The following is a 14252-nucleotide window of genomic DNA, read 5'->3' on the forward strand; positions in this document are numbered from 1 at the left end:
GGTGGTATGCGGTAGCATTGGTATTACGTGCCTCACACCTTAATTGGGCGTTAACTGTATTACGGAGGAAGTACGATGATAACAATTAGAGAGTACGTTGAATCGGATGCTAAAGCACTTTGGGATATTCACTTTTACACGATTCGTAATGTTAATCTTCGTGACTACTCCCAAGAACAAGTAGAGGCGTGGGCTCCAGATTGTCTTGATTTCTCAGTTTGGAAAAAACGAATGTCTGGCTTATCACCATTTGTTGCTGAGATAGATAATATTATTGTTGGTTATACTGATTTACAATCAAATGGGTTAATTGACCATTTCTTTTGCCATTATGAATATCAAGGGCAAGGAGTGGGTAAAGCTTTAATGTTTCATGTACTTAGCGTGGCAGAAGAACGTGATATTAAACGTTTGTATTCAGAAGTAAGTATTACAGCTAGACCGTTTTATGAATACTTTGGGTTTAAAGTAGTTAAATCTCAAGAAATGGAAGTTCGAGGCCAAAAGCTAAGAAACTTCGTCATGGAAAAATACAATTAACATATAAGGATATGTGTTGCGAAGTCGACACCTATCAAAAGTATTGAACAAGGCCAAGCCACCATATATAAATATATATTGCGAATATCATAAAGGGTGATACTGACCTTCTTATCTTTACCATACTTTTCCTAATACCTATCAGCCCAAATAGAACAAACCTGCTAACACATTTCTGTCCGTGCGACCTGAAGTCGTATGAAGCGTTGTTCACCGCTTTATGAGTGAACCGTCTGTATCACCAGATGAACCTACGAGCCTGAATAAAGCAGCGGCTCGGACAATGTAACGAAACTTGGCCGTTTGGCTGAGTGGGAAAAGAATCGTGAGAGGACGTTCCTCCTGAAAACCACAATTCGGGTGAGTGCTAGGTAGTCAGTATGATGAACGTATGTGAATCCACTCAAGGTGCGTTATGTGATGAAGCAGCGGAAGTGGTTAATACGCTGTGGCCAAAATGGCAATGAGAGTCGGAAAGAAGTTGGACAGTATTCTTTCGTGATCACAGTACTCTCCGCACTATAGTGGGCATCTAAGCTGACATTTTACGTGACATACGGAACAGGGTAAGCCTGTATCACTCCCTCTGGGAAAGCCTTTGTGGCCGATAGTGATGCAGGTATAGGAGGTCGGAAAAAGCGAAAGCTACATTGTAATGATGTAGATACAGACTCATGTCTGATCACGAAAGTGAGCCCACTTCCGACTGGTCTCCCTTTGCGAGAGAGTTTGAAGAATTTTATTCAAGGAGAAAAGCAAATGGTGATCTCGAAAGAGATTAGTGCATCTTCTGACGGTGCTCAATGGCAGTCAATAGACTGGAAATCCGTTGAAGCGCACGTATTAAAGCTTCAAATGCGTATCGCAAAAGCAACTAGAGAAAAGAAATACGGTAAGGTGAACTCCTTACAGTGGCTCTTAACTCATTCTCGCTCAGCTAAGCTTCTTGCGGTTAGGCGAGTATCTCAAAACAAAGGCAGTAAAACGCCTGGAATAGATGGTGTCATCTGGAACACAGATGCACGCCGTATGAAAGCAGTCAATCAGCTTAGTCGCAAGACTTATAAAGCGAAGCCACTTAAACGTATCTACATTCCCAAAAAGAACGGCAAACTCAGGCCATTAGGCATTCCATGCATGGTTGATAGAGCGCAACAAGCACTCCACCTACTAGCACTAGAGCCTGTGTCTGAAACACTTGCTGATCCCAATAGTTATGGATTTAGATCTAATCGCAGTACTGCTGACGCAGTCAGTCAATGCTTCAAATGTTTGGCTCTAAAGAAATCAGCTAAATGGATACTTGAAGGGGATATCAAAGCCTGTTTCGACAAGATCGGCCATCAATGGCTTCTTGATAACATCGCTGTAGATAAGCGAATGTTGAAACAATGGCTAAGGTCTGGCTTTATGGACAAAGGTCTGTTCTATGATACTGATGAGGGTACACCACAAGGCGGAATCATATCTCCGACCTTGATGTTAATGACTCTCTCAGGGCTAGAGCAGTACATAAAATCCACTGCGCTCAAAAAGAGCGCTAGAGCCAACTTTATTGGTTATGCGGATGATTTCGTGGTCACCTGCTCATCAAAGGAAGTGCTAGTGAACGACATCAAACCGTTGATTGCTGACTTTTTGGCAGAAAGAGGGTTAACCCTCTCCGTAGAGAAAACGAAGCTTACTCACATTGATGATGGCTTTGACTTTCTGGGCTTCAACCATAGGAAGTACAAAGGAAAATTGCTTATTAAGCCGAGCAAATCCAACACGCTGTTATTTTTGAGAAACCTACGTGAACTCATCAAAAAGCACGCAACCATTCCTGTTAACGATCTCATCAAGTTGATAAATCCGAAACTCAGGGGATGGGCGAATTACTATCGCCACTGTGTTGCTAAGCAGATATTCGGGTATGTCGGCCACAATCTATTCCAAGCATTATGGCACTGGGCAGTTAGACGTCATCCAACCAAGTCCAAGGACTGGGTTGTTCATAAATACTTCCTCAACCGTAAAGGCCAATGGCAATTTCACGGTTGGCAGAAAGTCATGAACATGGATTGCCTGTTTAACCTATTCCAAATAGCAAAAGTGCCCATTGAGCGACATGTAAAAATCAGGAGTGCGGCGACTCCTTTTGACCCTGAATACCAAGAATACTTGGCAAAGCGGAAGTCAAAAAGACAAGCTCGTAACTCATGGGTTGATCCTGTTCTAACTGCTTTATGAGTTGCTGGGTGTCAAACGATGCCTTAATGGAGGCTTGAGCCGTATGCAGTGAAAGTTGCACGTACGGTTCTTAGAGGGGCGGCACTTGGTAACAAATGTCGTCTACTCGACAGATATGTGTTACACGACCGCTTTTTGGGACAAAAGCGACTTACGATGATTGTTCTATACAAGTATCTATTTTGCTAATTAGAAACTCGCCAAATTCTTTGGTTATCTGTACCTTATCGCTGCCAAAATTAAGTGTGCCAAGGCTAAAGTTCCCAGATGTGGTTACTGGTGCATCCGGGTATAATTGTCGGAATTTTTCTAATACATCATTACGCTTAATATCATATTTCCACCAAAAACTGCCGAAAGAACAACTACAATTTTGTCCTTCCATATACCAAGGCCACCGTTCTTTCCATGATTCTTGTTTTTTTTCTTCTTCCGTAACCTCAAATAAACTTCCTGTGACTTTAAAGTAACTAAGTAAAGAACCTGACCCAACTCCTGTTGTAATGACAATATCGCCTTTTGTTACACCGTTAGGCTTTTTCTTCGAAAAGTGCAAGTTTTGGTGGAGATCAGAGAAATTATGACGATCTTCTACGAGTATGGGATCTTCACTCGTACCAATAGGCTTTAGGAAGTAAAGAGGTTCTTTGTCTACGTTACATTCAGATGAGTAAACTCGTGGCAGTATATCAATATCCGCTTGAGGCTGGTTCGTTTCCCATACTTTGGAATATTGATAATGTTCAGCAAATATTACTGATTTTCTTAGCTGAGTCAGTGTTAACTCTCTATACTCGATTGCTTCGTAAATCTCATCAATAAGGTTGATTAAGTGTTCGCTATGATCAGACAGTAAGCCCCACTCATGGTTATGTTTTAGACCGTTATTCGTGAAATTAGTAGATGTTATTATTGCTTGATGCTCTTGGACGTTGGTGACGATATAGACTTTTCCGTGAAGGCTGTTATCGATGTGTACTTTTACTTTTATTGTTGGAAGATTTATTTGGAAGTACTCAAGAAAGTCTAATAACTGTTTCGGTTTGGTCAGCTGCTCAGGGGCGTTTGCTTTAAATGTGGTTACTAACTCTATACACTTTATACCTTTGAAATTAAAACTAGCTAGAAACTCGGCCATATTAGATGCTAAGAATGGAAATGTTATCAGTAGTCTATCTCCGCCTTTGGTGAACAATTTCTGTAGCTCATAATGGTGAGAACCAGTTATGTTAGATATTATTTTCATTATTATTTAGATTATTAGATGTTATTTATGATCTAGTAATATACGACTAAAAAGAAAGTAATAAAATGCCCTTATCGGATGGGCGACTCTTGTTACCAAGTGTCGCCATCCAAAGAACCTACATGCAACTTTCGCTAAGGCGTGTTTCTAAATAGCAGTTAAAGCAGGATCAAACCAAGAACAAGATGCACAGCGCCATCAAGGGGCACCGTGCAGCAAGTGCCCCAGCCAACTGTCCAGTATGCAGTGGACGTTATAGTCGTTATCCGGGAAGTGGTTACAGTTCATCTCTTCAAATTAGTGGCAGCATCGTTAGCGGATAGGTTTACCATTCATATTTGATAGCTCTTTTTCAAAAGTTGATTCTTTGGATCTCAGAACATGGTCAATCCGCATGTAGTACCGAATCAGAGCGTCAATCACCGCTCTATCCGGTGAAGATCCTTCATATTTTTTGGTTGTATGCTCAAGAATACATTTGCTAAGTGCTTTGTTACTAGAGGCATCCAACTCATTCATTAACTTAACGACCATTTCAAGATAATAAGCATATTGACTATCAGTAAGCTTTTTCGACTTAACTAAAGTATAAAGTGTACTACCAAGCGTAGAAGCAGCCCATTTTATAGGTATACTGCTAACATTCAGTTGAACCTTGTTATTTTCATCAGAGTTGTATGTGGCTGCGCCAACCCAGTCTCTTAATGCATCTAACGATTGATACATGAGATAATCGAAACGAGTCGGGAACTCTTTTTCTGTGTCCACATCGGGGCTAGGCATATAGTTATTAATCATTTCATCTACATATCTTTCTATGTACATCAGCCACATATGATCTTGATGCCCCATGTGAATGGCTCTTGATGTCATTACGTTGAAGAAGTGAATACTTACGAAAATAGGACATTCCCATTTATCTTCTTCGTAATAGGTGTATGAGAACGGCTTGTTATAGTAATTATCTTCTCCCTTCTGTTTTTTGATAAATTCTTTTGTGTAATCGCCAATGGGTTTCCAGACACCAACTTGAGAAGCAATTTCGATATCTTTGAAGTAGAAGCTTAACAGGGGGTTAGAATCATCAATGTAATACTCACCTGTATAAGAGCAATTTTGATTATCTTGAAGTTCTCGGTAGAGAGGGCTTGATGTGTTGGCAATCAATTCTTTTAAAAATAACGTAGTAAATTCGTCATTAGCACTAAAACGAACTCTTGTAAATTTAGCACAAAGTAATGGTTGTGTTCGAGCTAAGTGTCTTACAAAAAGGTGGGACTTAAATATGTCAGAGATGCTTGCGGATACATCTTCTTTGTATTTTCTATGATCGGGCAAGCAATACGACAATGTGAACGCAAAAGGCTTCATTAGATTAATAAGAGTTGTTTTGACACGACTACTTATTGAACTATCATAAGGTTCTTTGCCTAATTCCAGATCAATTAACTCCTGAATTGAAGGACGATAAGGTGCCATTAATCTAGCTCGAACTCGGTCGAACCAACGATCATGAAAGGCTAGTAAGAATTGATGATGATATTTATCTAGTAAGAATGCCAACTGTTCAAACTTCTGATTTCTGAGTAAATGACTTGATTCTTTTTGCCAATCAGAAGTTTTTGATTTAGGCAGACGTTTTCCTCCTAGCTTTAAAGCAAGGTAAAGTAAGATCGCAACGATAGCAGTAAAGGCTGTTATCTTCTCATCAAAACCCCATAGCCATTTGAGTGGCAAGGCTAGGTCAATAGCATTCAATACAGGTAGATAGATCGTATAGAGTAAGATACTGACAAGAAATCCAATTACGGATTTATCAGCCCATGAGAATCTCAGTTTTAAGTCAATTCGTTTCTCATCAGCGAGAAGTGTATATCCTGCGACTAATATGGCTAGCACTGTCAGGGTGTTCGCGTCCACTGTATTTCCTTTTGTCATTTTGAATCGATGTAAACATTGAGGTAATAGCGGGAACTTACTAATGAAATCTGAATTTTATTAAGCCGCAGCAGGTTGTGTATTGGGCTGATATTTTTCGGTTATATTCATCAACCCAGTTAAATTGTTATTTTATAAGCTTTAGATAGCTTGTACTATTATCAGATTCGATAGTTTCATCAGCGAATTTTTTACACAATTTATGTGATGCTTCATTATCTTTGTCTACTTTAAATTCAATATAAAACTCAAAAATATTGTTTCGACCGAATCCATTTTTTAATTCATCGATAGCTTTATTTAGTATTAATTCGGCATAACCTTGGTTACGAAATTTATGGAATGTCGTAACGCCAATATCAAAACAAGGTTTTTCTTTGTATGCGTCACCGATAACAGCAACGCAAGACGATTTAATTTTCGTTCCTGTTGCCATTAATGCATATGTAAATCGTGGATTACCTTGAGGTGTATCGTGATGAATTAATATATCTTTATGTATATCGCCTTTTTGTGTCTTAATTTGATTATTACTTAAGGCTTTTTGAAATGCGTTAAATGCAAGTTCTGCTGTTTCTTGATTATTCATATTTTTAATTTCATGATTATTGATAGATAATTATCCGCTTAATTTTCAATTGATGTCAATGTTGCATATGAACTGTAGTGTAACTAACAGTAACGATTATCTTCCAATTTAAACGCTTTCTTCTGCTCAATACGCTTACCTTTATTCCAAGCGCTCATAATGTGCTCCTTACGTCATAAATTCATTATTAATTAAGGCAGAGAATAATGAAAACCACGTAATTACTGGTAGAATATGCGAAATATTTCGTAATTAAGAAAACCACCATGAAACAAGCAGAACAACAATTCTTAAAAGAGCTTGAAAGCAAGCTGTGGAACGCGGCAGACAAACTGCGTTCATCGCTTGATGCTTCACAATACAAACACGCTGTACTTGGCTTAATCTTTGTTAAATACATATCTGATGCATTCAAACTACGCCAAGAAGAAATCAAAGCTGACCTAGCTAATCCTGATCATGAATATTATTTAGATCCTGCTGATTTTTCAGAAGAAGATTTAGCAGAAGAAATAGCTATCGAGCTTGAGCAACGTGATTATTACACTGAGAAGAATGTGTTTTGGTTGCCGATTGAATCACGTTGGCAGTTCTTGCAAGACAATGGCCCTGTTGTTATTGGTGGTGCCGATCTCGATATTGGTGGAAAAACTAAGAAGATCACCTCTGTTGGTCACTTAATTGATAATGCACTTGAAGCCATCGAACGTGATAATAAAAAAATTAAAGGCGCCCTAAACAAATCGTACTCAGGCTTACAAATTGACCAAGCTAAGTTAAATGAGTTGATTAACTTAATTGCGACTATTCCGTTTGTTCATGCAGACTTAAACAGTAAAGACATCTTAGGTCACGTATACGAATACATGCTGGGTCAATTTGCGCTGGCTGAAGGTAAAAAAGGTGGTCAATTCTATACCCCAGCCTCAATCGTAACCCTAATTGTTGAAATGATTGAACCGTTTGAAGGCCGTGTGTACGACCCTGCGATGGGTTCTGGTGGTTTCTTTGTTCAATCAGATAAGTTTATCGAGCGTTATGCTAATAAAAACGAGATTGATCCAATCACTCAAAAGCAAAAGATCTCTATCTACGGTCAGGAATACAATCACACCACATGGCAGCTTGCTGCGATGAACATGGCGATCCGTGGTTTAGATTATGACTTCGGTAAAGAGCCAGCCAGTACCTACACCAACGTTCAGCACCCTGATTTACGTGCTGACTTCATTATGGCAAACCCACCATTTAACATGAAAGAGTGGAACACTGGCGTTGATGATAACGACCCACGTTTTAAATATGGTCAACCGCCTACTGGTAACGCTAACTTTGCGTGGATGCAGCACATGCTTCACCACCTTGCACCAGAAGGCTCTCAGGCGCTTCTATTAGCAAATGGTTCGATGAGTTCAACCACCAATAACGAAGGCACTATCCGTCAGGCGTTAATCGAGAACGATTTAATCGAATGTATGGTAGCGCTACCGGGTCAACTGTTTACCAATACCCAGATCCCTGCGTGTATTTGGTTCTTAACCAAGAACAAAACCGCTCGCACCGATAAAGCGGGTCGTAAACTGCGTGCTCGTAAAGGTGAAGTGCTGTTTATTGATGCGCGTAACCTCGGTTACATGAAAGACCGCGTACTGCGTGATTTCGCTCGTGATGACATTCAGAAAGTCGCTGATCTTTACCATGCATGGAAAACAGGCGCAGAAGTAAATGGTATTGCTTATGAAGACCAAGCTGGTTTCTGTAAATCAGCAACCCTTGAAGAAATCACTAAGCACGATTTTGTATTAACTCCGGGGCGTTACGTTGGCGCGACGGAAGAGCTAGATGATGGCATCCCATTTGGTGAGAAGATGGCAACGCTAACGGCTAAGTTGAGTGAGCAATTTGCAGAATCCGCAACGCTAGAAGCTGAGATCAAGAAGAACTTAGCGGGGTTGGGTTATGAGCTTTGATAACGCCTACGTTCGTTTGGGGGATCTAGTTACGCTTAAATCTGGCAATACCCCTTCTAAATCGGATGAATCGTACTGGGGTGGAGTACATAACTGGGCATCAGCAAAAGATCTAAAGAAGTTTTATATTTATAAAACAGAAAACCAGTTAACTGATAAAGGGATAAAAAAAGCCTCTAGAGTAGTTGATGAAGGGGCAACATTAATCCTCACTAGAGGTATGACGCTTGTTAAAACAGTTCCAATATGCGTCGTGAAAAACAAAACAGCTTTTAATCAAGATCTTAAGTGTGTTTTTTCGCGACATGATAGTTTAGCGCCAGAGTTTATCCCTTATTTACTACTTGGCAATAAAGAGCGAATTCATTCTCTTGTCGATTTGGCTGGACACGGTACCGGTAGACTTGCTACTGATTCATTTTTGAATCTAGAGGTATTTGTCCCAGAACAACAGAAACGTGAAGAAATAGTTAAGCTGTTTGCTTCAATTGATGACAAGATCACTCTCAACACCCAAATCAACCAAAACCTAGAACAAATAGCGCAAGCCATCTTCAAGTCATGGTTTGTCGATTTCGATCCAGTAAAAGCCAAGATGAATGGCGAGCAACCAGAGGGTATGGATGCGGTTACTGCCTCGCTATTCCCAGAAAAGCTCGTTGAGTCTGAGTTAGGCTTGATTCCTGATGGTTGGAATATCGAGTCAATTAAAGATTTTGGTAACGTTATCTGTGGAAAAACACCATCAAAGAAAAATGCTGATTTTTACGGTGGTGATGTTCCATTTATCAAGATTCCTGATACGCATGGCAAGGTATTTATCACTGAAACTTCGGATACATTGACGAAGGCTGGGGATGAATCACAACCGAAGAAACGTATACCAGAAAATAGTATCTGTGTGAGCTGTATTGCTACTGTTGGACAAGTTTTTATAACAACGAAACCAAGCCATACAAATCAACAAATTAACTCTGTTGTTCCTTACGATCAGAACTCGCTCTACTACCTACTTTTTAAATTCAAGGGTTTGAATAAACACTTCCATGATTTGGCTAGTGGTGGTAGCGCAACATTAAACATGAACACAAGTACCTTTTCTAAGGTGGCTCTAGTTCGCCCAACGGCTGATGTGCTTGAAGCATTTCACAAAACCGTAGGTGGTTTAATGGAGAAAATGTTGGCGAATCAACTAGAGAATACAACGTTATCAGAACTACGAGACACCTTGCTTCCTAAATTGCTTTCCGGCGAAATCGAGTTAGATAAAGTGTTAGACGTTTAAAATAAGGACAATAAGACGTGTTTAAAATTGATAAGGAATCAAATCGTATTTCGAGAATCGAAACTAAGCGTTTCACTGATCTTGGTTTTAGAGAGCGTGATCATCTACAAGAATGGTTAGCGAACCAACCTGATGCTCTTGGTGAAGAGTTACTTATTATTCAAAAAGAGTTTGATGGATTTGATGATACGAGAGAGCGTTTGGATCTATTAGCATTAGATAAAGACGGGAACTTGGTCATCATAGAAAATAAACTGGATGACACTGGCAGGGATGTTATGTGGCAAGCTCTCAAGTATGCGTCTTATTGTTCTAACCTAACCAAATCACAAATTGTTGAAATATTTCAGAGCTACCTGAACAAATATTGTAATGGTGGTGATGCAAAATCATTATTGTGTGAATTTCTTGATGCCCCAGATTTAAGTGAAATCGTACTCAACTCAGGCATTAATCAACGCTTAATGCTTGTCGCCGCAAATTTTAGAAAAGAAGTTACCAGTACAGCACTGTGGTTACTTAATCATGACATTCAAGTTCAATGCTTTAAAGTCACTCCTTATGCCATGGCTCAGGAACTGTTTCTTAATATTGAACAAATTATACCAACTCCAGAGGCGAAAGAGCTGATGATTGGTATGAATGCCAAAGAAGCTGAAGAAAAGAGCACATCCATTGAGATTAAGCATCGTCATAAAATTCGTCATGAATTCTGGGAGCGGTTACTCGAAAGTGTGGCTGATAGCTCTTGTCGCATGTTCGACAATATTAGTCCAAGCAAAGACCAGTGGTTAGGTGCAGGTTCTGGTGTGAGGAATTGTCGGTTCAATTTAATATTTGGCACTAAAGAAGCTCGTGTCGAGTTGTATCTCAGCCGACAGGCACCAGAAGAAAACAATTTTGTCTTTGATGCGTTATTTAAGCAGCGATCTGACATAGAGGCAAAATTCGGATCTTCTATAGATTGGCAAAGGCTTGATGGTAAAAAAGCGTGTCGAATAAAAGTGAGTAAGGAATTTGACGGCTACAATCGCGAATATTGGTCAGAAATCGTCGAATGGCTAATACAGAATATGACAAAGTTTGAACTAGCCTTTAAATCAGCATTACTTGAAGTCAATCGTCAGTTGAAAAGCACCAGTTTTGAGGAATAAGACGCTGTATGAAAATCACAGAAGACCAACTAGAACAGCTCTGCCTTGATTGGTTTGCAGACCAAGGCTACCTCTATAAAAATGGTTACGACATTGCCCCTGATGGTGACACACCTGAGCGGGACGATTATCACCAAGTCATATTAAAACAACGCTTACTTGAACGCCTAGAAATCCTTAATCCAGATTTACCGTCTGATTGCCTCAGTGTGGTTATAAATACTGTCAGTACGCCAGATACGCCTGTACTGATTAAAAGCAACCGAGCTTTTCACAAGTACCTAATTGAAGGTGTGCCTGTTGAATATAGCGTGTTTGAGGATGGTGAAACTAAAACCAAACATACTCATGCTCGATTAATGGATTTTAACGAACCTGATAACAATGAATTTTTGGTGGTTAATCAATTCACCATTACGGGTAAAAAAGGCAATCGACGCCCAGATGTGGTGGTGTTCATTAATGGTTTGCCCATTGCGGTTATCGAGCTAAAAAACCCTGCCGATGATCATGCTGACATTTGGAATGCCTATAACCAACTTCAAACCTACAAAGAAGAAATTTCAGATCTGTTTGTATTTAATGAAGCTTTGGTTGTCAGTGATGGTTGGACAGCGCGTGTCGGCTCTTTAACAGCAAACAAAGAGCGTTTTTTACCATGGAAAACTGTAACAGGTGAAGACGATAAACCATTGCTAGAGTTTCAGTTAGAAACCATGGTTCGCGGCTTCTTTAAACCAGATTTACTGCTTGATTACATTCGTTATTTCATCTTGTTTGAAACTGACCACGACAACATCATTAAGAAGATTGCGGGTTATCACCAATTCCATGCCGTTCGTGCGGCAGTAGAGGCCACGGTGAAAGCTAAACAGGCTGATGCTGATCTGCCTATGGTGGCTGAAAGCATGGGTAAATATCAAGTTCAGGCGGCCAAAGGTTTAGATAAGATCAAAGCAGGTAGCGGTAAAGCTGGCGTAGTTTGGCATACTCAAGGTAGTGGTAAGAGTATTTCAATGGTGTGTTACGCCAGTAAACTGCTGCAACAGCCAGCGATGAATAACCCAACCATTGTTGTTGTGACCGACCGAAATGACCTTGATAGCCAATTGTTTAATACCTTTGGTATGGCGAGTGGCACATTAAAGCAAACACCAGAGCAAGCTGATGGTCGTGATGAACTTCGAACGCTGTTATTGAGCCGTAAATCTGGCGGTATTATTTTTACTACTATCCAGAAGTTTGCCCTGCTTGCAGAAGAAACAGACCATCCTATTTTATCTGAACGCGCCAATATTGTGGTGGTGTCAGATGAAGCACATCGTAGCCAATATGGTAATAAATCTAAGTTAGTCTCCGTAAAAGATGCTGAGGGCAATGTTACAGGTTCGAAGTATGTGTTTGGGTATTCCAAATACATGCGTGATGCGCTGCCTAACGCGTCTTTTATTGGTTTTACAGGCACACCCATTGCTATGGACGATAAAGACACCCGTGGCGTATTTGGTGAGTATGTTTCTGTTTACGATATTCAAGATGCCGTCGATGATGGTGCAACAGTACCCATCTATTATGAATCTCGCTTAGCAAAATTAAACATCAACCAAGATGAAATTGAAGAACTTAATGATCTGGTTGACGACGAAATCAGCGAGGAAGATGAAACTGATACTCGTGAGAAAATCAAATCGCAATGGGCAACACTAGAAAAGTTGGTTGGTTCTGAACCTCGAATTGCTCAAGTGGCACAAGATTTGGTTACACATTTCACCACTCGTACTGAAACATTTTCCGGCAAAGCTATGATTGTGGCGATGAGCCGAGAGATTTGCGTTGATCTGTATAACGCAATTGTTGCAATTAAACCTGAATGGCATCATGACGATCCAGATAAGGGCGCAATTAAAATCGTGATGACAGGATCAGCGTCTGATAAGGCGAAGATGCAGCCCCACATTCATGATAAAAAGACTAAAAAGCTATTTGAGAAACGTTATAAAGACACTAACGATGAACTAAAGTTGGTGATTGTTCGTGATATGTGGCTAACAGGTTTTGATGTCCCATGTTGCCATACCATGTATATCGACAAACCAATGAAAGGTCATAACTTAATGCAGGCGATTGCCCGTGTTAACCGTGTTTTCAAAGATAAACCCGGTGGTTTGGTTGTTGATTATATTGGTATTGCGAGTGAGCTTAAAAAAGCCCTTAAAACCTATACCAGCAGTCAAGGTAAAGGACAGCCAACCGTCGATACCGCCGAAGCCTTTGCTGTATTAATGGAAAAAATTGATATAGTTCGAGGTATGTTTGCAACGCCAGTCGATGGACAAGTCTTTAACTATCGACCTGATTTTAAAACCAATGCTTTGCGTTTGCTACCGGGAGCAGTAAATCATTTATCAGGTTTATCGCATACCAATAGTAATGGTAAAGAAGAACGTGATGGTAAGCGTCGTTTCTTAGATGTGATGGCGGCGATGACCAAAGCTTTTTCTCTTTGTAATACGATGGATGAGACTCAAGGTTATAAGAACGAAATAGCCTTTTACTCTGCGATTAAGACAGCATTTGTTAAACACTCAACGGTTGATAAAAAACGCAGTGACGAACAGCGAAATAGTGCACTAAAGCTGATTTTGGATAACGCCATTATTGCTGATGGTGTGGATGATATCTTCTCTATGGTTGGGCTTGATAAACCCAATATTGGTTTACTCTCTGATGAGTTCTTGGAAGACATGAAGAACATGAAAGAGAAAAACCTTGCAGTTGAACTACTTGAAAAGCTTTTGCGTGATGAAGTTAAAGCACGAATGAAGAATGACGTAGTTCAAGAGAAGAAATATTCAGATCGCATCATGGAAACACTGCAAAAGTATCATAACCGTAGTATTGAAACGGCTCAGGTAATCGAAGAGTTGATCAAGTGGGCGAAAGAGATGGCTGCTGATGCCGAAATGGCATCTGGGTTAAACCTCTCTCCTGATGAAATCGCTTTCTATCGAGCGTTAGTGGTGAATGAAGCCTCTGTACGTGAACTGGGGGATGATACTTTACGGAACCTAGCTATTGAGTTAACGCAACAATTACGTAAGTCAGCAACAGTAGACTGGCAAAAACGAGAAAGTGTTCGAGCTCGAATGCGTAACCTTGTTCGTCGCCTACTACGTCGCTGGAAGTACCCGCCAGATAAGGCAGATGAAGCGATTAAGTTGGTGCTTGAGCAAGCAGAAGTACTGGCTGATGGCTGGTATCAGTAATATTGAAAGGCAAGGTTTGATACCTTGCCTAT

The 14252-nt window shown here is 40.2% G+C and carries 9 protein-coding genes; 6 read left to right on the forward strand and 3 right to left on the reverse strand.

Annotated elements, in window-relative coordinates; all coding sequences use genetic code 11:
* The first annotated feature begins 75 nt into the window (after window positions 1–75).
* Together PPBDW_RS15620 and ltrA are read left to right on the forward strand one after the other, a co-directional pair.
* Window positions 76–540 (forward strand): GNAT family N-acetyltransferase, encoded by a 465-nt coding sequence (locus PPBDW_RS15620; protein WP_036790105.1) that lies wholly within the window; start codon window positions 76–78, stop codon window positions 538–540.
* Window positions 541–1299: 759 nt separating this feature from the next.
* The gene (gene ltrA, locus PPBDW_RS15625; protein ID WP_036792702.1) at window positions 1300–2772 is read left to right on the forward strand and encodes a group II intron reverse transcriptase/maturase; all 1473 of its coding nucleotides are present in this window, start codon (window positions 1300–1302) and stop codon (window positions 2770–2772) included.
* Window positions 2773–2923: 151 nt separating this feature from the next.
* Here the strand turns inward: ltrA and PPBDW_RS15630 are convergent, their stop codons facing one another.
* The 3 genes from PPBDW_RS15630 to PPBDW_RS15640 all read right to left on the reverse strand — a co-directional run bounded on the left by PPBDW_RS15630 (window position 2924) and on the right by PPBDW_RS15640 (window position 6545).
* Window positions 2924–3910, reverse strand: a complete 987-nt coding sequence (locus PPBDW_RS15630; RefSeq protein ID WP_181950652.1) for a phospholipase D family protein — start codon at window positions 3908–3910, stop codon at window positions 2924–2926.
* A gap of 420 nt (window positions 3911–4330) precedes the next feature.
* On the reverse strand, window positions 4331–5938 hold the full coding sequence (locus tag PPBDW_RS15635; RefSeq protein ID WP_036790110.1) for a hypothetical protein: 1608 nt from the start codon (window positions 5936–5938) through the stop codon (window positions 4331–4333).
* A 145-nt stretch (window positions 5939–6083) separates the two neighbouring features.
* Window positions 6084–6545: a GNAT family N-acetyltransferase gene (locus PPBDW_RS15640; protein ID WP_054262123.1), complete on the reverse strand. Its 462-nt coding sequence runs from the start codon at window positions 6543–6545 to the stop codon at window positions 6084–6086.
* Window positions 6546–6811: 266 nt separating this feature from the next.
* Between PPBDW_RS15640 and PPBDW_RS15645 the strand changes: the two genes are divergently transcribed.
* From PPBDW_RS15645 to PPBDW_RS15660, 4 genes are read left to right on the forward strand one after another with little or no spacing between them, the layout of a single operon-like run.
* Window positions 6812–8515 (forward strand): type I restriction-modification system subunit M, encoded by a 1704-nt coding sequence (locus PPBDW_RS15645; protein WP_036790114.1) that lies wholly within the window; start codon window positions 6812–6814, stop codon window positions 8513–8515.
* Window positions 8505–9800, forward strand: coding sequence for a restriction endonuclease subunit S (locus PPBDW_RS15650; RefSeq protein WP_036790117.1), 1296 nt, complete (start codon window positions 8505–8507; stop codon window positions 9798–9800). Before PPBDW_RS15645 ends, PPBDW_RS15650 begins: the two co-directional genes overlap by 11 nt.
* A 17-nt stretch (window positions 9801–9817) precedes the next feature.
* Entirely contained in the window at window positions 9818–10954 is a 1137-nt protein-coding gene (locus PPBDW_RS15655) for a DUF4268 domain-containing protein (RefSeq protein WP_036790120.1), read from the forward strand.
* Between the two features lie 8 nt (window positions 10955–10962).
* Entirely contained in the window at window positions 10963–14220 is a 3258-nt protein-coding gene (locus tag PPBDW_RS15660) for a type I restriction endonuclease subunit R (RefSeq protein ID WP_036790123.1), read from the forward strand.
* Window positions 14221–14252 lie beyond the last annotated feature (32 nt).

The sequence above is a fragment of the Photobacterium kishitanii genome, assembly GCF_000613045.3.
GTDB classification, from domain to species: domain Bacteria; phylum Pseudomonadota; class Gammaproteobacteria; order Enterobacterales; family Vibrionaceae; genus Photobacterium; species Photobacterium kishitanii.